Annotated in this window: 12 protein-coding genes and 1 tRNA gene; 7 read left to right on the plus strand and 6 right to left on the minus strand. The window is 64.5% G+C overall.

Annotation, left to right across the window (positions count from 1 at the left end):
* Positions 1 to 7 precede the first annotated feature (7 nt).
* The 3 genes from DQG19_RS16300 to DQG19_RS16310 all read right to left on the minus strand — a co-directional run bounded on the left by DQG19_RS16300 (position 8) and on the right by DQG19_RS16310 (position 6,013).
* Positions 8 to 3,145, minus strand: a complete 3,138-nt coding sequence (locus tag DQG19_RS16300; protein WP_116127359.1) for a tetratricopeptide repeat protein — start codon at positions 3,143 to 3,145, stop codon at positions 8 to 10.
* A gap of 66 nt (positions 3,146 to 3,211) precedes the next feature.
* On the minus strand, positions 3,212 to 4,831 hold the full coding sequence (locus tag DQG19_RS16305; RefSeq protein ID WP_116127360.1) for a GMC oxidoreductase: 1,620 nt from the start codon (positions 4,829 to 4,831) through the stop codon (positions 3,212 to 3,214).
* 42 nt (positions 4,832 to 4,873) lie between these two features.
* Positions 4,874 to 6,013, minus strand: a complete 1,140-nt coding sequence (locus DQG19_RS16310) for a hypothetical protein (protein WP_116127361.1) — start codon at positions 6,011 to 6,013, stop codon at positions 4,874 to 4,876.
* 180 nt (positions 6,014 to 6,193) lie between these two features.
* Here DQG19_RS16310 and DQG19_RS16315 point away from each other — a divergent pair, with 180 nt between their 5' ends.
* The 5 genes from DQG19_RS16315 (at position 6,194) to DQG19_RS16335 (ending at position 11,795) form a co-directional block, all read left to right on the plus strand.
* On the plus strand, positions 6,194 to 6,889 hold the full coding sequence (locus DQG19_RS16315; RefSeq protein ID WP_116127362.1) for a hypothetical protein: 696 nt from the start codon (positions 6,194 to 6,196) through the stop codon (positions 6,887 to 6,889).
* Positions 6,890 to 6,967: 78 nt separating this feature from the next.
* On the plus strand, positions 6,968 to 7,399 hold the full coding sequence (locus DQG19_RS16320) for an RrF2 family transcriptional regulator (RefSeq protein ID WP_116127363.1): 432 nt from the start codon (positions 6,968 to 6,970) through the stop codon (positions 7,397 to 7,399).
* A 99-nt stretch (positions 7,400 to 7,498) separates the two neighbouring features.
* Entirely contained in the window at positions 7,499 to 10,048 is a 2,550-nt protein-coding gene (locus DQG19_RS16325) for a TonB-dependent receptor (RefSeq protein ID WP_198661776.1), read from the plus strand.
* A 41-nt stretch (positions 10,049 to 10,089) separates the two neighbouring features.
* The gene (locus DQG19_RS16330; RefSeq protein WP_116127364.1) at positions 10,090 to 11,109 is read left to right on the plus strand and encodes an inorganic phosphate transporter; all 1,020 of its coding nucleotides are present in this window, start codon (positions 10,090 to 10,092) and stop codon (positions 11,107 to 11,109) included.
* A 233-nt stretch (positions 11,110 to 11,342) separates the two neighbouring features.
* Complete coding sequence (locus tag DQG19_RS16335; protein WP_116127365.1) at positions 11,343 to 11,795, plus strand: GNAT family N-acetyltransferase; 453 nt, start codon at positions 11,343 to 11,345, stop codon at positions 11,793 to 11,795.
* Between the two features lie 53 nt (positions 11,796 to 11,848).
* Here the strand turns inward: DQG19_RS16335 and DQG19_RS16340 are convergent.
* Positions 11,849 to 11,923: transfer RNA gene (locus DQG19_RS16340), tRNA-Arg, on the minus strand.
* Positions 11,924 to 12,035: 112 nt separating this feature from the next.
* Between DQG19_RS16340 and DQG19_RS16345 the strand changes: the two genes are divergently transcribed.
* A complete protein-coding gene (locus tag DQG19_RS16345) occupies positions 12,036 to 13,376 on the plus strand; it encodes a TlpA disulfide reductase family protein (RefSeq protein ID WP_116127366.1) in 1,341 nt (446 codons plus the stop codon).
* Here DQG19_RS16345 and DQG19_RS16350 read toward each other — a convergent pair.
* Together DQG19_RS16350 and DQG19_RS16355 are read right to left on the minus strand one after the other, a co-directional pair.
* A complete protein-coding gene (locus DQG19_RS16350) occupies positions 13,370 to 14,884 on the minus strand; it encodes a hypothetical protein (RefSeq protein ID WP_157974562.1) in 1,515 nt (504 codons plus the stop codon). The genes DQG19_RS16345 and DQG19_RS16350 overlap by 7 nt on opposite strands.
* Positions 14,885 to 14,965: 81 nt before the next feature.
* Positions 14,966 to 15,481, minus strand: a complete 516-nt coding sequence (locus DQG19_RS16355; RefSeq protein WP_116127368.1) for a DinB family protein — start codon at positions 15,479 to 15,481, stop codon at positions 14,966 to 14,968.
* Between the two features lie 320 nt (positions 15,482 to 15,801).
* On the opposite strand from DQG19_RS16355, the gene DQG19_RS16360 reads away from it, so the two are divergent.
* On the plus strand, positions 15,802 to 20,664 hold the full coding sequence (locus tag DQG19_RS16360; protein ID WP_198661777.1) for a PKD domain-containing protein: 4,863 nt from the start codon (positions 15,802 to 15,804) through the stop codon (positions 20,662 to 20,664).
* Positions 20,665 to 20,671: the final 7 nt, after the last annotated feature.

Raw genomic sequence — 20,671 nt, forward strand, 5'->3', positions numbered from 1 at the left:
TGCAGGATTACTTTTGGTTGCCGCCGTTGTCGAGTTCGAGACGGGAAGGATCGGTAGGCTGGGTGTTAAGACGGCTGCTGGCCTGGATATCGGCTTCCACCTGCGCGAGTTTTTGCCGCGCTTCCGCCACCAGGGTGGCGTCTTCGGTGTAATTCTCCAGGAGGGCTTCGAGGGCCGCGCGGGCGTTGTAGAAATCGCGTTTGTCCCGCAGCACGTCGGAGAGGAGGATCACCGTCTTGGCGACCCAGTATGGGTAGCCGGAGCTCTCGCGGTTGGCCTCCAGGGCGAGCTGCTGGGCGCGGTCGAGGTTGCCCTGCTGGTAAATGGCGTTGGCGCGGAGGTAGCGTGCCTCGGCCGTTCGTTCGTCGTCGCTGCGGGAGATCACCTGCTCGAAGTAGGGCAGGGCACGGACGAAGTCCTTACGGTCGTAGGCGATCTTGCCGAGGTAGAAATTGGCGATCGTCTGCTGGGCGGCGGTGGCGTTGGCGTTGTTGGCGACCTTGGCCGCGTACTCTTCGGTGGCCCGCACGTCATTGAGGCGGTAGGCCGACTGCAGGGCCCCGACCTGGGCGTCGTAGCGGGTAGTCTCGTTGTCCGCGGCGGTTTCCAGCAGGGTGTAGAGGCGGTAGGAACGCTGGAAGTCCTGTACGCTGTTGTAGGCGATGAGGCTGGCCTTCTTCAGGGCTTGCAGGTAGAAGCGGCTCGGCCCGGCGTTGATGACCGCCTCGTAGTCGGGCAGGGCGTCGTTGTAGCGGCGGAGGGCCACGTAGCTGTCGCCCCGGTAGAAGACCCCCGGAAGGGTATTAGGGCTCTGGGGGTACTGCCGCAGGTAATCCGTGAGCGCACTCACGGCGCGTTCGTAGTTCCCGTTCTCGTACTGGCTCACCGCCGCGCGGAAGGTGATGCTGTCGCGCGCATCGGTGGCGATCTCCTGTCCGGGGAGGGTTTCGAAGAACTGGAAGAAGAGATCGGCCCTTCCCATATCGTCCACGTAGATCTCCCGCAGCGCCTCGCGGGCCCGCGTCGCTTCCCCGGGGGTGGGGTTGGACGTAAAGACCTGTTTGTAGTAGTTGACCGCGGCCTCGCTGTTACCGAGGTTGTAGCTGATCAAGCCTAGTTGCAGCAGCGATTGGTTGACGAGCGGGCTATTGACCTTGTACTGCTGAATAATCGTGCGCAGGGGATCAAGGGCCTGCTGGGGCCGGTTCAGCTCCTGGTAGGTGAGCGCCAGCTGGTAAAGGGCGTCATCGGCGTACTGGCTGTTGGGGTAATTCTGCACCAGTTGCTCCAGGGCGAGCACCTTGTCGGCGCTACGGCCCCGCAGCCCCTCGATGAGGGCTTTCTGGTAGAGGGCGTATACGAAGCCTACGGTGCGGCGCTGGATGGCGTCGTCGTAGAAGCGCGCGGCCAGGTCGTACTGGTTGCGGGAGAAGTAGGCATCACCGGCCCGGAGAACGGCATCGCCGAGAACGCGTTCGCGTACGTCGCTGTCGGTGATGTAGGGCAGGTTGCGTTCGATGCCCTCCACCGCGGCGGTAAAGTAGTTGAGGGCCGAGGCGTAGTTGTCCTGCTTGAGGTAGTTGTAGCCCTGCAGGTAGTTGCCGGTGTACACCGACGACTGGGGGGGCAGGTTCTGGACGGTCTTGGCCAGCGTCAGGAACTGGTTCGTCAGGGTGACCGAGCTGGTGTAATCGCCCTGGCGGTTGGCCAGGTCCGCCAGCCAGTACAGGGCCTGGGCCCGGTAGCTGGCGTTGACGGGACGCTGCAGGCTCTTTTCCAGCAGTTCCTTCGACTGGATCAGCTCTCCCTGTCCGAGCAGTTCCAGGCCGCGCAGGAAGGCGACGCGCTGGTAGGCTTCGTCGAGCTGCGGAGACCGGCTCGGCATTCCCTCCAGGATGGTGAGGGCCCGCTGGTAATCCTGGGTAGTGGTAAATACGTCGCCCAGGAGCGTCTGGCTCTGGGTGTAGAAGGGCGACTCGGTGGGGATCTGCTCGATGGCCGTAATGGCGTCGGCGGGGTACCCGAGCTCGTAGCTCAATTTGGCGTAGTTGTACAGGGCTTCCTGCTGCAGCTGGGGGTCAAACGACTGTCGTCCGGCGGCGGCGAAGGCCGTGCGGGCACCGACACCGTCGCCCTGCCGCAGGGCAATGTCGCCCAGGTAAAAGTTAGCGCTCTGGCCGACCTCGGTGTCCTGTCCGGACACCTCGCGGAAGGTCTTGCTGGCCTCGACGTAGTCCTGCGTCTGGTACTGAGCGAAGGCGAGCTGGAAAAGTTCCTCTTCCCGCAGCCGTCGGTTACCCTTGGCGTAGCTTTCCAGCAGGGGGCGGGCCAGGGCGTATTCGCCCCGTTCGAAGTAGGCCTGCCCGAGGAGCTGCTCCATCTCCTTGCGGTTGCGCAGGCCGGCTCCGCCCGACTCCACCAGCGGCTGGGCGTAGGCGATCAGCTCGTCGTAGCGGCGCTGGGCGAAGTAGATCTGGGCTAGGTAGTAGGGAATGTAGCTGGCGTATTCCGGCGACTTTTCCGCGATACGGAACTGCTCGACGGCCACGTCGTAGTTGCCTTCAAAGAACTGGATGATGCCCAGGTAATAATTGGTGGGGTAGTAGTATTCCCCCTGGACGTTGCGGCTGAACTGAAAGTAGCGCTTGGCCTCGGCAAAGTCTTTCTGCACGAAGTAGGCATAGCCCAGCCGGAAGTTCACCTCCGACTGCTCGGCCGCGCTGAGCAGGTCGCGGGGCACCATCTGGTAGTATTCGATGGCCTTGTCGAGCTGGTTCTCGTCGAAATAGTAGGTAGCGATTTCCAGCAGTGCCTGGTTGGCGATGGGGTCGGGACGGTACCGGCGCACGAAGTCCAGGATCAGCTTCTCACCGTCGCTCTTGCCGAGGCGAACGGCCAGCTTGGCCACGTTTAGTTCGGCCTGGACGCGGAGGAGTTCGGCTTCGGGCTGATGAACGGGCAGCAGCATGGTCGCCACCTCCTCGTACTCACGCTGGGCCTTATCGAGGAGGTTCTTCTGCCGGTGGTCCTCTGCCTGCTTGAAGGTGCGCCAGGCCTCGGTATATACGGTCGTAGCCTGAGCCCCCACCGCGGCCGTAAGGAGGCACAACAGGGTGGTCAGGAGATAGATTCTTGCTTGGTTCATAGTGGCTACGTCAATTAGGGGGCAAGATAGGCTTGCCCAAGTATAACGAAGGCGGGAGGGTAAGAATTACGCGCCCCAGGAGTCGTCGTCGCCCGAACGGAAAACGGGCACCTCGATGTTCGCGGCTGCGCTGTCGGCCATGTAGCCGTCGCTGAGCGGATAGTCCTCCAGGCTGACGCCGTCGCTGGCAAACCAGTCCTTGCGCAGGTGCTCCGCTACGCGGATGGCGTTGGCCACGATGGTCAGCGTGGGGTTGGTGGCGCCCTGGCTGGGCTGGAAGCTGGCGTCGACTACGTACAGGTTATCCAGGTCCCAGGCTTTGCAGTTGGTGTCCAGCACGCTCTTTTTCGGGTCGGTACCGAACTGGGCCGTGCCGGCCTGGTGCCAGGTAAATTCCAGCTCCTTGGTCGACCGCATGAAATCCGTGAAGCCCTGCGGGCGGAGGTATTTCTCCTGGAAGTGATCCAGGAACTCGAAGTGGCTCTCCCGGTTATTGGGCCGGTAGTTGAACTTGATGCCCTTGTCGGTCCACTCGATCCGGTTGTTGGCGTCGGGCAGGTCCTCGCTGGTGAACCAGAAGTCGACGGCGTACTTCTGTACCTCCCGCGCCCGCTCCTCCTTGATGTCCATGAAGGCGTAGTCGCCCATGATGCGCGTCCAGTGGGCCTTGCCGGTCAGCTGGATGGTGCCGAGGGGGTAGGGGTGCTCCGGGCTGCCGTGGTAAAAGTCGTGCACGCCCAGGGTCTTCTGGAAGATAGTGTCGTTGGGGTTGCTGTAATCCATGGCGGAAATTCCACTCTGGTTGTGCTTCGTAAAGTTGCGCCCCACTTGGTCGGAAGAGTTAGCCACCCGCGAGCGCAGCAGCAGCGCGGCCGTCTGTATGGCACCGCAGCTCACCACCACCAGGTCGCTGCTCAGCGACATTGGTTCCCCGTCGCGGGTACCCTCGATGCGGACAATCTTGCCGTTCTCCTCGATGAGTTTCTCCACCCGCGCGCCCGTCCAAAGCGTCACGTTGGGGTGCTTGAGGGCGGGGCGTACCAGCGCGGTTTCCGCGTCGGATTTGGCGTGGACCATGCAGGGGAAGGGATCGCAGGTGTTGCAGGCGATACAGGGGCGCCGCCATGGCTCGTCGATGTCGCGGTTTAGGGCGAGGTTGGAGTGGTGGGGGTGTAGGCCCATTTCGGTAAGCCGGTCGGCTACCTCCTGGATGCGCCGCTCGTGCGGGAAGGCTTTGAAGGGGAAGGGGCCGCTCGACCAGCCCGCCGTAGGGTCCTCACCGCGGGTGCCGTGGATCTTCATCACGTGCTCGGCCATCATGTAGTACGGCTCGAATTCGTCGTAGCCCACGGGCCAGGCCGGGCTCACGCCGCCCTTGTGCTGCTGCTCCTCGAAGTCCTCGGGCCGCTGTCGGTGCAGCAGGGCGCCGTACATCTTGGTGTTGCCGCCTACGTTATAGTAGACGATGGGTTTTATGGTCTCTCCGTCCGGGCCTTCCCAGGTCGTATCCGCTTTGTAGCCGTCCTCGCCGAAGATGAAGGAGGGTTCCCAGTTGCGGGTTTCCCGGGGCAGGAAGCTGCCCTGCTCCAGGATAAGAATTTTCTTACCGGTGTCGGCCAGTGTGTAAGCTACCGTCCCCCCGCCGGCTCCGGAGCCGATGATGATGACGTCAAAATCTTGGGGCATTATGCTTGGTTTCCCTAGGTAATGGACCCCGCCGGGATTGGTTCAATGCGCTTCGCCAATCGTCCGCAGCGCCACTTCGGTGAGCGCGCGGACGCGGCGGGCGGGCCGCATGACCGCGTAGGCCGGCGGCGTGCCGAACCAGCGGTCGAACACGTAGCCGGCGAACAGGCGGAAGTAGGTATAGCCTCCCGCGTACTCGGCCGCCGCCCACAGCCCGATAGCGTCCTCGTACTGGTCGCATTCGAGGGGCGAAAGCCCCGCATTGCAGAGCCGGGCGACCTCTCCGTCGCGCATATTCGGCCGGACCGACAGGCTGAACGGATTGCCACTGAAGCGCTTGAAGTAGTGCAGCCATTCCCGGTAGGGAATATCGTCGGCCGAAGCGTGCACCGCGGAGGCGGCGCGGTAGCAGATGTACAGCCCGGTAGCCGCCGCGCTCGGCTCGATGCTGCAGCGGTTAGTGGTCGTGAAGGCCGCGCAGGGCAGGCGGCTTTCGGCGTAGTGGAGCTCCTTGTCGATGTAGGCCGTCCACTCCGCCCGCGTATCCCGGGCGTAGGTCTCTCCGTAGTAGGCGTCGAACAGCGTGAGGGCGTAGATGGCCGCGGCATTGTCTGCGGGGCGCAGCAGGCTTTCGTCGGCGTGGCTGATCAGGTGCTTGTAGTGCCCCTTCATCAGCCGGGTGCCGAGGTAGCGCCCGATGCGCTGAAAGTAGGGAGCGTACGTTTCGTCGTTGGTGGCCAGCTGGTAGTGCCCCAGTACGATACCCGCGTGGGCCAGGAAGTACACCTCCCGGTCCCAGTCGCTGCCGGGGGCCCACTGCGGCAGGTTGCGGTAGCGGATCGTCCAGTCGGCCATCCGCTTCATCACGCCGCGGAGGGTATCGCGGCGCAGGGTGTCGTACTCCAGGCCACGCGCGAGAGCCTGGCTGGCCGTGGAAAAGAGAAAGAGGGTTTCCTCGGGTTCCCGTAGGTCGCTGTTGCCGTACAGGTCGCTGCGCTGCAGCTCGGTCATCAGGGTGCCCAGGTCGTATTGCGCCTGGATATCTTGCCGGTCCTGCCAGAAGATCGCCAGCGTGGCGGCCGTCAGGATAAGGGCGGTAAACGCGGGTGCAAGGGCAAGCAGGGGGCGCCCGTTGCGGTACAGGTACCAGGCCGGCAGGACGAAGGCCAGGCTGAACAGCAAAGGCGGTAATATTCCGGTGAACGACATGCGGGGGAGAAAATGGGGCTGGCGGCAAAGGTAACCGGCCGACGCTGCTTTCGGGATAAGCCTTCATTAACGATGGTTAAGGTTACCCTATTTCCGCCCGTGGAACGCATGGCGGAGGGTGAGGCAGCCTACCTTATCGCAAACCCACGTACGATGCGTAGTGCCGCTTGCCTGTTTTGCCTGCTATTTCTGAGCCCGCTTACGGCCCAGCATCTGGAGGCCGAAGACACCGAACTTCGCCGCCGCGTAGCGGCGGGCGCGCTCACCCCCGACGATTACGCCCGGCGCTCCGCAGACCTGCGCGCCGCGGTCAAGCAGGCGGGGGGCTACCCAACTATGCCGGTCGATAGCCTCGGCCGGTACCGGCTGACCCGGTTACTGACCTTCAACGGGAACTTCGAGGCTATTCGCCGTCCTGTAGAGCGGTGGCTGGCGCTGGGCGGTTTTGGTGGTGGGGAGCAATACGCCTGGACCTCTGACAGCAGTTTCGTACGCTACCTGGTCACGCCCTACCAATTTACGGGCCAGCACCGCCGGCTGCTTGCCGGACTGTGGAGCAGCGGCGACCCGGTATCCGTCGGCTGCGTACTGGAGGTGCGCGTAGGGGGGGGCGGCCTGGAGCTGATCCTGTCCGACCCGGTACTCACCGAGCAGTACGTCGCGACTTACCACCCCGGCTTCGGCTACGATCTACAGTATTTTGTGCGGGAGGGCCGCCACCAGATGGGGGACTTCCTCCCCGTGGTGGACGGTACGCCCAAGCAGTACGCCGCACGCCTGCAACGGGCCGCGGTGATCGATTCCTGCCTGAAGGGGCTGGCGGACAGCCTGCAGGCCTTTCTGGAATAAGAGGGTGCCCAACCGCTGCGGGGGGCGGGGCGTTTACCGCATGCCCGGCCGCGCGCGGGGTCGGAAAATGCCACTGCCTTGCTATCTAAGAAGTCCAAGTACGCGATAAACGCGCTGCTTTACATCGCCAAACACGAGGCCGAACAGCCCATTCCGGTCAGCCGGATCGCCGAGGAGCGACACATACCGCTCAAGTTCCTGGAGGCGATCCTGACCGAGCTGCGGAACGCCCGGATCGTCAAAAGCAAAAAGGGCAAGTACGGCGGCTACTCCCTCAACGGCACCCCCGCGGATATTGACCTCGCCCAGGTGGTCAGGCTATTCGACGGGGCCATCGCGCTACTGCCCTGCGTCACCCACGATTACTACCAGCCCTGCGAGGAGTGCGTAGACGAAACCACCTGCGGCATCCGGCAGGTGGCCTTGGAGATCCGTAATGCCACCGTGGCCCGACTCAAGGACGCCACGCTCGCCAACCTGATCGAGCGCGAACGACAAGCGAATACGTAAGAATTATTTTTCCTACCTATTTGGTAGGATTAGTAGGAGATATACCTTTGCCTTAATCCTATAAAAAAGGTAGGACTTGTAGGCAATAAATTTCTCGCTATGGGTAACCGGCTACTTTTCTCCCTTCTTGCCTTTTTGATCGTCGGTGGGCTTATCGGACAGGTAACGGTGACCGGCCGCATCGTGGATGCCGGCACCGGTGAACCGCTCATCGGCGCCACCGTGCTGGGTCTTGGATCGCTGGCCGGTACAACTACCGATGTCGATGGCTCCTTCGTGCTGGAAGTGGCCGGTACCTTCCCGGCGTCGGTCGTGGTGACCTACATCGGGTACGCCAACCTGGAAGTGGCCGTACCCACGGGGCAGCCGCTGGAGATTTCCCTGGCACCCGCGCCCGCCGCCCTGGACCAGGTCGTGGTTTCCGCCCGCCGGCGAAACGAAGAGGCGCAGGACATTCCGCTGCCGGTAGCAGTACTGGGGGCCGCCGAGCTCGACAATTCGGTATCCTTCAACGTAAACAGGGTGAAGGAGCTGGTCCCTTCCGTCCAGTTGTACTCTTCCAACCCCCGCAATACCACCCTGAACATCCGGGGGCTGGGGTCCACCTACGGGCTGACCAACGACGGTATCGACCCCGGTGTCGGCTTCTACGTCGACGGCGTCTACTACGCCCGGCCAGCCGCGGCTACACTGGACTTCATCGACGTGCAGCAAATCGAGGTGCTCCGGGGCCCCCAGGGAACGCTCTTTGGCAAGAATACCACCGCGGGTACCTTCAACGTCACCAGCCGGGCCCCCTCCTTCACGACGACGGCGATCTTCGAGCAGAGCTTCGGCAACCTGGGTTTCATCCAGACCAAGGGCTCCGTCTCCGGCCCCCTGGTCCCCGACCGGTTGGCGGCCCGGCTCTCGTTCACGGGAACGCACCGGGAGGGCACCCTCTACAACGCACGGACGCACGCGTACACCAACACCCTCAGCAACCAGGGTGCACGGGCGCAGCTGCTCTACACCCCCCGGGAGGGCCTGCGGCTGCGGCTGTACGCAGACGTCTCGCGGCAGCGCCCCGACGGCTACGCCCAGGTGTTTGCCGGCACCTTTCCCACTCGGCAACCCGCCGACCGGCAGTTCGCGGCCATCGCCGCCGACCTGGGCTACGCCCCGCCCAGTCTGGACCCCTTCGACCGCGTGATCGATCACGATACCCCGTGGCGTTCGGACCAGGACATGGGAGGCGTGAGCCTGACCGCCGAACTGGACCGGGGGAACGGGGTACTAACCGCAACCTCGGCCTGGCGTACCTGGCACTGGAACCCCTCGAACGACCGGGATTTTACGGGGCTGTCGGCCATCGCCCGCTCGCAGGCGCCCTCCGTCCACCAGCAGTGGTCACAGGAGGTACACTACGCCGGCCCGCTCACCGAGCGGGTGGAGGGTCTTATTGGGGCATTCGTCTTCTACCAGCGGCTAGACCCGAAGGGCGCACACGTCCTGGAGGCCGGGGCGGACCAGTGGCGCTTTGTGCAGCGCGACAACAACCCCCTCTGGCAGACGCCGGGCCTGCTTGACGGGCTAACACAGGAGACGCGCCCCCACTACCGCAATTTGAGCGGAGCCCTCTTTTCCCAGCTCACCTGGCAGGTAACAGACCGCCTGAGCCTGCTTCCCGGCCTGCGCCTTAATTACGACCAAAAACGGATCGACTTCGCCCAGACCGTCCGTGGTGGCCTGTCAACGGAGGACCCCGCCCTGCTGGCGTTGCAGGGGCAGGTATTCCGGCCGCTGGCCTTCGCGGTCAACACCGACGACTGGAACGTTTCGGGACAACTCAGCCTGCAGTATCGCTGGAACGAGCGGATGCGGACCTACGGCATCTATTCCCTGGGCTTCAAGCCGGTGGGCCTAAACCTCGGCGGTATACCCGTCGTGGAGGGCCGGCCGCGGTCGGAACTCGCCGTGGTGGCCCCCGAGCGGGTGAATCACTTCGAGGCGGGCATCAAATCCGAGCCCCTGCCGCGCGCCACGCTGAACGTGACGGCCTACGTGACCCGCATCGACGATTACCAGACGAACGTGAGCTCCTCCCAGCTGGGTGTAGTGCGCGGGTACCTGGCCAACGCGGAGCGGGTGCGCGTGCGGGGCGTGGAGGTGGAGTCGGGCTACCGGCGGGCCGACCGTTACCGCCTGACGGCATCGGTCAGTTACACCGACGGGGTGTACGTCAGCTTTCCCGACGCGCCGGTACCGCCGGAGGAAGTGGGCGGCGCCGAATTCAAGGACATCAGCGGAGAGCGGCTGCCTGGTATATCGCGGTGGACGGGGTCGGGTGGGGGAGAGTACTACCTGCCGGGCCACCTCATCGGGCAGACCGGGCAGTACTTCGCCGGCCTGGATGCGTACGCGCGCTCCGAATTTTCCTCCAACCCCTCGGCATCGCGTTACCTCAACGTGGAAGGGTACGTCTTAGTCAACGCGCGCCTCGGCTTCCGGATGGTGGATGGCATCACCCTGTTTGCCTGGGCGCGAAACCTAACGGACACCAACTACTACGAACAGTTGCTGCCCGCCGCCGGCAACGCCGGCTACTACGCCGCCGTATTGGGTGACCCCGCCACCTTCGGGATCACGCTGCGCTATGGCTCATTTTAGGGAGCGGCCCGCTACCCGATCATTTATACGAACCCCCACTTATGTCCGAATCCTTTCACGTCCTCACCATCCCTTTCCTCCTGGCCATGTTCGTGGCCGTAAACATGGGCGGCAGCGGTACGGCGCCCGCCTTCGCGGCGGCCTACGGGGCAAAGGCGATCCGACAAAGTATAATTCCCGGGCTGTTTGGTATTACGGTCCTGGCCGGAGCGCTGCTGGCGGGGCGGCAGGTGTCGCTTACCCTGGGTGAGGGGTTGCTGGAGCAGGAATTCTTCACGCCGTTCACGACATCGGTAATCCTGTTCTCGGTGGGGGCCACGCTGTTGCTGGCCAACCTGCTGGGCGTCCCCCAGTCGACCAGCCAGTCCACGGTCATGTCGATCGCCGGGGCGGCCCTGGCGGTAAACGGCCTCAATACCCACACCCTGTTTTATGAGATCCTGCCCACGTGGTTCGTCCTGCCGGTCATCTCTTTCGTGATCATGCTGGCGCTGGCCAAGTGGATCCTGCCGCCCCTGCGCGACCGCCTGCTACCCACCGATACCGCGTACTTGCAGCAGCACGCGGGCGTGCGGACCCTACTGATCGGATCGGCCCTGTACGTGGCTTTTTCGATCGGTGCGAATAACGTCGCCAACGCGGCGGCACCCATCGCCTCGCTGACCGCCAACGAGATGGGGGAGGTGTCGCTCACCAACTTTCTGCCCATCCTGATCCTTTCGGTGCTTATCGTGGCCCCCTGTTTTGCGATCGGCAGTTCGCTACTGGGGCACAAGGTTACGGCCACTACCGGCAGGGACATCGTAGCCGTCACTCCGCTGTACGCGTCGGTAATCGGCCTGTTGGTGGCCAGCCTGCTGTTGCTGGCCTCGGTGACCAAGGGGATACCCACTTCGCTCGTACAGCTCAACGGGGCGGCCTTCATTGCCCTAAGTGTTAGCAAGAAGGGCTACCGCGCCACCTTCACCAATCCCACCGTGCGCAAGTTCTTCTCGGTGTGGGCCGTAGCGCCCGCGGCGGCCTTTCTACTCTCCTACCTGATTCTGCGCGTCGCGGGGTGAGGGGCCGTAACCCGGCCGCGCGGTGGCGACGCGTGCTTTCCGCATAAGCTTACAGGGACCATTCGACCATCATTACCGTAACTGTACACGCTTACCCCTCCTAGCGGGGCGGGATAGATGTCACAACAACACATTAGTAATCTTTATACATAATAATTTGTATAATGCGACTGTTGCAAGTTTTACGCGCAGCGCCCCCGCGGTGGGGGTTGGCCCGACACAAGTTTATGCAGATGCAGTTGCAGGATGGATACGAGTTTCCGCCGGAATTCCGGCAGGAGGGGATGCGGATCTGGAACCGTGAGTTCCCCCTGCTCATGGCTTTCGACGGCCCGGACGAGTTTGATCGTTACCTCGCTAACCAGGTTGATCCCTACTTCGTGTTCGCCCACATCGATGGCCACCTCGTGGCGTGGTCCATGTCTTACCTGCGCGGTGGCGAGCGGTGGTTCGTTCTCGTCGTGGGGGCGGACTTCAAGTCGCAGGGCTACGGTAAAGTCCTGATGGAGCGGATGCTCACGCGGGACACCCCCCTTAACGGTTGGGTGATCATGGACGATGACCACCTTAAATCCAACGGAGAGTACTACCTGTCGCCCATCCCCTGGTACCGGCGGATCGGCTTTTTGCTGACGGATGAAATCGACGACCTGGGGGGCTTCCGGGCGCAGCGGGTCACCGGCTAGAGGGAGAACGCAAAAGCCCCGACGGCACGGAGCGGACGGGGCTTTTAGCAGGGTGGTGGTCTCGGATGGAATCGAACCATCATCGCAGGCTTCGGAAACCTGTATACTATCCGTTGTACTACGAGACCGGATGCGCGCGAAGCGGACGCAAAAGTAAGCCCTTACGTTCACTTGACCAACTACCGCGCACGAAAAGCGTATTCATAGGCGCATATCCCGCCTAAACTTCCGAACCTGCCTATGTCTGCTCACCCGCACCGCACCGCCCCCGCGCTCGTCGCCCTTTCACTCCTGCTGCTGGCGGCCACCTCCTGCGTCTTCGTGCAGAACCGCTACGCCTACCTGCCCCCCGGTCCCTGGCGCGGCGTACTGGAGCTGGAATACAACCCGATCATTCCCAACCCCAAGGGCGAACCGCTGGCCGAAAAGGTGGACCTCGAGTTCGACGAAGTCACCGGTGGGCAGCTGCCGTTCAACTTCGACGTGGTCTACGAGGATGATACCACCTTTCACCTGGTGATCCACAACGGCGAGGAGGATATCCTGGTGCCCGCCTCGGATATCCGGGCGGGGCGCGACCGCTCTGTGGGCCGCGATACGCTGCGCATCGATTTCCCGGTCTACGATTCCCACATCAGCGCCTACCACGAGGAGAACGTGATCGAGGGGGTATGGGTGGTTCACTACCGCGACAACTACCGGATCCCCTTCAAGGCCTACTTCGGTAAGGACCACCGCTTTACTGCCCTGAACAAGAAACCCGCCACGGACCTGACCGGCAGCTGGGCGGTCACCTTTGCCGGCGACGCTACCGAGGACCCCTATCCGGGCGTGGCGGAGTTCCAACAATCGGGCAACACCCTGACCGGTACCTTCCGCACCGAGACGGGCGACTACCGCTACCTGGAAGGCACCGTGCAGGGAAATAAGGCCTACCTGAGCGTCTTCGACGGCAGCCACGCCTTCCTGTTCGAGGCCCTTGTCCGCGACGACGGCAGCCTCACCGGCACCTTCCGCAGCGGTCGCCACTATATCACCGACTGGACCGCCACCCGCGACGATGCCGCCGAGCTGACCAGTCCCGACGAACTTACCCGGCTCCGCGAGGACGTACCCCTCGCGTTCTCCTTCCCCGACGCGACCGGCGATACCCTGAGCCTCGACGATATCGACGGCCCCAAGATCGTGCAGCTCTTCGGCACCTGGTGCCCCAACTGCCGCGACGAAACCAATTTCCTGCAGGACTACCTGGATACCCACGACACGGGTGACCTGCAGGTAGTGGCCCTGGCCTTCGAGCAATACGGCGCCGACGACGAGCGGAGTCGCGCCGCCGTGCGCCGCTACGCCGAAACGATGGACATCGAGTGGCCGGTCCTCCTGGCCGGCAGCAACGACAAGCGCGAGGCCGGCCGGGCCCTGCCCATGCTCAACCGCGTGATCAGCTACCCCACCATGCTCTTCGTAAACCGCGACAACCGCGTGGTGCGTATTCACACCGGCTTCAACGGGCCCGCCACCTCCAAGTACGCGGAATTCACCGAAAGCTTCGACAATACCGTACAGGAGTTGATTCAGTAGCGACCGAGCAGTTCCTGCTGGTGCAGCAGGAAATCGTTTTCGGGGTCGTAACTCAGGGCCTCCGCTACGTAGGCGCGCGCCGGGGCATACTCGCCCGCGGCGAAGTAGTAGTTGCTGGCGGCCACGAAGGCGGTGAGGGTCCACAGGGGCCGGTCGTTGCCGTGGGGGACGTCGGTGAGCAACCGGCGGAAGGCCTCCACTTCCCTTATGGCATCCGGCTCCCGCCCCGCGGCGAAGAGATCCCGGATACGCAGCGCGCGCTGCCGCAGTACCACGTCGGCGTAGCGGTCGTGCTCTCGCAGGAAGGGGTAGCGGACGGCGGCCACCTCGACTTGGCGAACGAGCTCGTCCGGGTCAGTGTACTGCCGCCGCAGGCTGACGAGGGTGAGCTCCGCCAGGTAGGCACGGAACCGACGGTCCTCCGGGTCCTGCGTGTAGAGTGCTTCGGCCAGGTGCAGGGCGGCCACGAGCTGTCCGCGCGATTGATAGTAATCCAGCAGGCGCAGGCTCTGCAGCAGATGGAGTTCCCGGCGCCAGCCGTCGGCCCCGGCGGGACCGCGCGCGGCGTAGGTTTCCAGGAAGGTACGCGCGGCATCGGGCCGGTCGGCGGCCAGTATCCGTTGCTGACGCCGGTCGAAATGGCGCAGGAGGGCGGCGGGCAGGTAGCCGTTGGTGGGGTCCTCCCGCCAGAGCATGAAGAGGGACGTGATGTATTCCTCCGCGTCGGGCTCGTCGAGTGAGGTAGCCTGCAGCCGGCCGGCCGCCTCCAGTACGCCGAAGGCGCGGCGATTTTCCCGCAGCGCGGCTTCCCGCAGGTGCTCGTTGGCCGCTGCGTACCGGCCGCTGGCGTAGGCGGACTGGGCCGACCGGAGCTCCTGGTAGGCACTCAGCTGCACGAAACTCAGCCGGCGGCCGGGGCGGTAGTAGTACTGGTAGAATACACTGTCGGCCTGCGATTCGGTCAGGTCGGTCAGGTCGTCGGCGGTCGTTTGCCGGACCACCGCCAGGTACTCCCGGCGGAAGCGGCGCTCGTCGGCCGGATCGTGGGGGCGGGCGGCGGGGTGCCGCAGCAGCCGGCGGCGGCCGTCGGGATCGGCCACCAGATAGGCCTCCCAGTGGTCCACGTGGCCCGTGTAGGGGATGCCGAAGGCCTCCAGGCTCAGGGCCAGGAGGACGGCCGCAGTCGCGTCGTTGTAGGTACCGGTCCGGAAGGCATCGGCCAGATTGGCCGCGGGGTCGTACTGCCGCAGCAGTTGCCGGTCGAGGCGGTCGACGATAAGGTGAAGCTGCCGGCGGCGCGATTTCCGGGCGGCCCGGTCCGTGTAGCGCAGCTGGCGGAATACGTTCTCCAGCCCCCGTTCTACCGTCTCCCGGTCTTGCACGACCGCCGGCGTGTCGCCGGGGTACAGCAGGCGTAGCCGGCCGGCAAGGTCTTCGGCGGCAAGGGAGTAACCGGTGAGCAGGAGCACCAGCAGCGGCAGGAGAGTACGGACCGGGACGGACAACATGGGTAATTTCAGGTATCAGAAAACGCGGGCTTCCGCAAGCTACTAACGCGACGGCCGGGCCGCGCGTATGTACGGAGCGGTTCAGTATCGCTCGCGGAAGACGTTGAGGTGATGGTAGCCGTGGCCGCAGATGATGAACCCCAGGGCCCGGCAGCTCATCGGCCCGCCGCTCACCGTACCGCGGAAGCGCAGATCCTCGTCGGTGAATCCGTTGAAGAGTGAGACGGTGGTTTTGCGGATCGTTTCCAGCTCGGCCACCATGCGCGGAAACTCGCGGTGACGCAGGTCCGCCACTGCGGCGTAGCTGTCCTGGTCGAATCCGGGCAGCGGGGTGGCGTCGTGGCGTCCCAGCCGCAGGGCCCGCGCAGCCATGATGCGCTCGGTGTCGATAAGGTGCTGCACGGCCTGCTTGATCGTCCACTTGCCGGGGGCGTAGGCGTATTCCTCGCGGCCGTCGGCCAGTTCGTTGAGGTACTCGCTCAGGCCGGCGGCGCTGTCGTCCAGGGCGGAGCGCAGGGTGATGGCCGGCGGTACCAGGGATACGTAGCCGTGGTAGAAGGTAGCGTATTCGTCGGGAGTAAGGTCGGCGGCGGTCATGGCGGGGTACGTTTGCCGGGGCAATATAGCGTTCGGGACCCGCGTGCGGTAGCCGGGGCGGCGGCGCGCGGGTGCGGAGAAATCACGGAACCGGCGGTGCAGTTCAGCGGGGCTTGAAGTAAATTAGCTTACCGCAGGCCCGCTGTTTCCCCGTACCGCCCGGTATTTCCGCCCCACACCCACCCCGAACAACACCCGTCATGTCTTCCGCTTATTCGCATCTCCGCCGTCGGCGTATCCCGGCGGCCATCGCGCCGAATCGCCAAAAATTGCCCCCCGACGGGGGTAACATTTATCCGCCCCCGCCCATGAACGCTACCATGACGCGTTCTCTCCGTTGCCCCGCCCGCCTGCTGGCCACCGCACTGCTTGTTTTGGTTGCCACCCTGCTTCCCGGGCAGAACAATATCTCCTTCGACTTCGTGGAGGGCGATTTCTTCCTCTGTGCCGAGGACAGCCTCGTCCGGATCGAGATCAAACCCAACCCGGACCGCCAGTTTGAGTCGATCCAACTATCGTGGGACGGCAACTCCGGCGATATCGTCAACATCACCGACCCCGGCAAGCTCGTCCAGCAACACCGCTACCCGACCAGCTCGCTGCTGCGCATGTGCGACCTGCCCGTCACCTGCTTCGATCCGGGCCTTTGCTACAACATCAAGTTGCGCGCCCTGTACACCGACAGCCCCGAGCCCGAAAACATCAACCGGGACATCATTTTCCGCAAGCGGCCGGACCCGGAGATCGACGGGGCCGAAACCACCTACTGCATCGGCCAGGAGGCCATCCTTCGCAGCGGCACCTGCCCGGGCAACGATCCCTCGATGGTGTACGAGTGGACCTTGCCCGACGGAACGGTGGTCAGCGGCTCGGACGTTCGTTACACCTTTACCCAACTCGGTGAGTTTAACTTTCGTCTTAAGGCGACTAACGACTGCGGGTCGGTCACCACGAACCAGAAGATCCGGGTCGTCGACTCGCCCGTGGCGGTGGCGGTACCCGATTCCAACCTGGTGGAGGGGTACACCGAACCCTACCGCGTGTGCCTCTACGGCAGTGCGCGCATCCGCCTCAACGCTACCGGCACCAAATCCACCACCCACACCAGCTGGTCGGTGTTTCCCGCCACCGGCATCACCTTCGATGATCCCGGCAAGAGCATCGCCCGGGCACGCTTTACCGTCCCCGGTACCTATACGTTCACCCTGCTCGCCGAAAACCGGAATTGCGGCGAGTTCGACCAGGAGAGTTTCGTCGTCGAGGTGATCGAGAGCTCCGACCTGCGGCTCGAACCGGAACCCGACGCCTGTCCGAGCCTCACGTATACCCCCCGGCCCTCCGTCGATCCGGACGCCACCTACTACATCGACGGCCAGGCCGTGGCTTCCTTCCCGGTCAACCTGTCGGGCCGGGCCGAGCCCTATATCATCCGCGCGGAAAAGAAAACCCTGTGTGGCAATCTCGTGGAACGGGATACCTTCTTCGTCGACGTCCCCGTAGAGGCCAGGCTGCTTTCGCCCGATAATGGTGCGGACTACTGCCCTGACACCTCGCGCGTGGAGCTGGAAGTGAGCGCGTCCGGCGGTACCTGGGTACCCGCCCGGGGGCTCGTACTGGAGAACGGCCGGGCGTACTTCGACCGCGCCGCCGGCCCCGGTGCCTACCGGTTCGACTACGTCACCGGCAGCGGTGCCTGCGAGCGGACGCTGACCGTCAACCTGTCGATCAACGCACAGGTTATCGAGCTTCCCGGCGAGGACGTCCTGGTCTGTGAGGGGGGCGAGCGGGTCACCCTGAACGTTTCTCCGGCCGGGGGAAACCTGACGGGAACGGGCGTCGTGCCCGGTAGCTACGTTTTCGACCCCGCGGGGCAGCCACCGGGGTCCTACACGCTGACCTACACCTACCAGAACCCCGAGACCCAGTGCCGGGAGACCGGGGCGTTTTCGGTAGCCGTCGTCGCCGAACCCACGGGAGAGGCCGGTCCGGCCATCGAACTCTGCAATGCCGACCAGTCGGTACGGCTCGCCGATTTCCTGCCCGGGCAGACCGCCACTCCGGCGGACGCCGTGATCACCTACGCGGGCCGCGGGGTCACTAATCCCACCGGCAGCTACAACCCCGGCTTGCTTGCCGTAGGCGATCTGGATACCGTGACGGTGCGCTACGCGGACCCCCGGTTGCCGGGTAGCTGCTACGCGGAAGATTTTTTGCTGGTAGCTATCGTGAGCGTGGCGGTCGCGGAAGCGGGACCGGACACCGTGCTGTGTAGTGGAACCGGACCTTTCCAACTGGGGACGGGGGGCGGTAGCTGGACCGGTCCCGGTGCCTCCCCCGACGGTACCGTCGACCTGAGCACCCTGGCACCGGATACCTACACCTATACCCTGACCGTCGGCAACGGCATTTGCCAGACGACCGATACCCGCCGGGTGACGGTGGCCCCGGGCAATGGAGTTCGCCTCGCCACGGACCGCCTGTTCCTCTGTGACACCGCGGCCACCATTAAGCTGCCCGCCGCTACCCCCGCCACCGGCGGCAGTTGGAGCGGCCCGCTGGAGGTGGTCGAAGGGGTAGCCCGGGTGGCGGGCGCCGCACCCGATACCTACACCATGACGTACCGGGTAGCGTCGCTGCCGGAGGGTTGCAACGCCGCCGAGGCGACCGTCAACATTCTGCCGCGGCCCCGGGTCGAGCTGGCGGGCGATTCCCTGGCCTGCGCGGGCGGCGACTGCGCCACGCTTACGCTCAGCGCGGGGGACGCCGACCGCTACCATTGGTACGGTACGGGCGGCGTGGAGGGCAGCGGCGATACGCTCTGCCACGCTTTTGCGTCCGCCGGCCGGTACACCGTCAACCTGCTCGGTTACCGGACCCACCCGGAGACCGGAGCGGACCTCTGCGCTTCCCCCGTCCGCAGCCGCGAGGTGAGCGTATTCGAGGCCCCGCTTCCCGCCCGTATCCAGGCCTCGACCCGATCCCTCTGCCCCGGGGAAGTGGTGACCCTTTCCGCCGCCGATCCCGGCAGCAACCTTCAGCAACCCCTTTCCTACCGTTGGGAGGTTGGCAACGCCACCTACCGGGGAGCCACCCTGCGCGACCTGTCGTTGCCCGCTCCCGTGGAGGATACGCTGTACCGCATCACCCTGCATACCGAGGGCTACTGCGGGACGGCGACCGACACCCTACTGCTCGAGGTCAGGGCGGCCCCGCGCGCGGCCATCGGCGTGGTGTACGCCCAGCCCTGCAGTGGAGCGGAACTCCGGCTGGCCAACGTTTCTACCGGTACGCTGGACGAGCTGCTCTGGACGAGTTCCGACGGGGACCGCTTCACCACCTTCGACCCTCCGGTGCTGCAACCGCTCACGGGTACACTTCCCCGGCAAATAACCTACTCCCTGCGCGTGGCCAACCGGTGCGGGATCGACACCACCTCGACCGTAGTCACGGTCAACCCCACGGACGTAAAGGCCCGGATCGCGTACCGGGATACGGTGGTTTGTGTCGGCGAAGCGTTCGAGGCCGTAAATATCTCGACGCCCTCTGCCCTCGTGACCTATGAATTCGCCGACGGCAACCGCTTCGCCGGCGATACCCTGCGGCGGACGTTTGCGGAGCCGGGGTCGTACCCCTTTACGGTGTATGCCTTCGGCTGCGGCTACGACAGCAGCGAATGGCGGGTACGGGTACGCCCGCTGCCGGAGGCCGCGCTGGAGGTGCCGGCGATCGTTTGTCCGGACGAGGTATTTGATTACCGGCTCACCGGAAGTGGGGTGGGGTACCGCCTGGATTTTGGTGACGGTACCGTTACGGAAACCAACGTGGGCAGCCACCGCTACCCACTGGCGGATACGACCCTGTCTATCGGTTACCGGGTCACCGACCTGGAGGGCTGTACCACGGTGGGCAACGCGATCGTCGAGGTAGCTACCCGACCCGCCGTGACCATCTCGGCGGTGGACTCACTCTGCGCCGGACAGCCGGTGGCCTTTGGCAGTGCGGGGAGCGAAACGTGTCGCTGGGACTTCGGCGACGGGGAAATCACCGACGACTGTAGCCCCGAGTACGTCTTTCCGGCCAGTGGAACGCAGTACGTGACCCTGATCGGCGCGACGGACCGGGGATGCACCGATACGGCTACGCTGGCGGTCTTTGTGCGACCTACCCCACGGGCCGAACTGCTGGCGGATTACCCCCGTGACCAGTGTGGTCCGACTTCGGTGCGGTTTGCCTTCGGTGATCCCGGGGGGCCGGTCAGCAGCTACCAATTGTGGCCCGGTGACGGCGGCGGACCCCTGACGGAGCGCGACCCCGTCTACACCTACGGCAGTGGGGGGAGCTTTACCGCCCGGCTGCGGGTGGGCTTCGACGGGGTATGTTTCGATACCGCTTCCACCACGGTTAAGCTGGCCGAATTTCCCGTGGCGCGCCTGGAGGTGAGCGACACGCGTTGCTTCCCCGACGAATATGCCGCATTGGAGGTACTGACCGACAATGCCGACGACAACATTGCCCTGTTCGGCGACGGCATTTTCCTGGACGGACGCAACCGCTTCGAACTGGACCGCCCGGGCGACTACGAGATCGAGGTGGTGAGCCCCGACGGTTGCGACACGACCCTGACCTACCGGCTCGATTCCGTCATTCCGCTGACCCTGGAAACCATCGCGGACACGATCGTCGAGTACGGAGATTCCGTACGGCTCTTCACCCAGACCAACACCGCCGGGCTGCGCTTCACCTGGACCTGGCCCGAGTACCTCTCCGGAGATACCCTGGCCGAACCGTGGGCGCGCCCCCTGGACGATACGGAATTCACCGTGACGGCCTACGACAGCCTGTGCAGCGTACGCGACAGCGTACGGGTGGGCGTACAGCGACCGGCCAGCCTGGTCTACGTACCCACCGCCTTTTCCCCCAACGGCGATGGCAACAACGACCGGCTGGCCGTCTTTCCGCGGGTGGGGGTGGCCGAGGTGTTGCGCTTCGACGTATACAACCGGTGGGGCGTCCGCGTCCACCGGCAGACCGATGGCTTTGGCATTGCCGGCAGCGAATTGAACTGGGACGGCCGTCACCGCGGGGCACCGCTCACCTCAGCGGTGTACGTATATGCCCTGACCTACCGCGACGTCAGCGGCCGAACCGGCCAGCAGTCGGGGGAGCTCCTGTTACTTCGCTAGGCAGGGC

It is taken from the genome of Lewinella sp. IMCC34183, assembly GCF_003390915.1.
Taxonomy (GTDB): domain Bacteria; phylum Bacteroidota; class Bacteroidia; order Chitinophagales; family Saprospiraceae; genus Neolewinella.

Coding starts and splice junctions, on each gene's coding strand:
- DQG19_RS16360 (WP_198661777.1), top strand. CDS start 15,802: ATGACGCGTTCTCTCCGTTGCCCCGCCCGCCTGCTGGCCACCGCACTG.
- DQG19_RS16345 (WP_116127366.1), top strand. CDS start 12,036: ATGTCTGCTCACCCGCACCGCACCGCCCCCGCGCTCGTCGCCCTTTCA.
- DQG19_RS16325 (WP_198661776.1), top strand. CDS start 7,499: ATGGGTAACCGGCTACTTTTCTCCCTTCTTGCCTTTTTGATCGTCGGT.
- DQG19_RS16300 (WP_116127359.1), bottom strand. CDS start 3,145: ATGAACCAAGCAAGAATCTATCTCCTGACCACCCTGTTGTGCCTCCTT.
- DQG19_RS16355 (WP_116127368.1), bottom strand. CDS start 15,481: ATGACCGCCGCCGACCTTACTCCCGACGAATACGCTACCTTCTACCAC.
- DQG19_RS16350 (WP_157974562.1), bottom strand. CDS start 14,884: ATGTTGTCCGTCCCGGTCCGTACTCTCCTGCCGCTGCTGGTGCTCCTG.
- DQG19_RS16315 (WP_116127362.1), top strand. CDS start 6,194: ATGCGTAGTGCCGCTTGCCTGTTTTGCCTGCTATTTCTGAGCCCGCTT.
- DQG19_RS16330 (WP_116127364.1), top strand. CDS start 10,090: ATGTCCGAATCCTTTCACGTCCTCACCATCCCTTTCCTCCTGGCCATG.
- DQG19_RS16305 (WP_116127360.1), bottom strand. CDS start 4,831: ATGCCCCAAGATTTTGACGTCATCATCATCGGCTCCGGAGCCGGCGGG.
- DQG19_RS16335 (WP_116127365.1), top strand. CDS start 11,343: ATGCAGTTGCAGGATGGATACGAGTTTCCGCCGGAATTCCGGCAGGAG.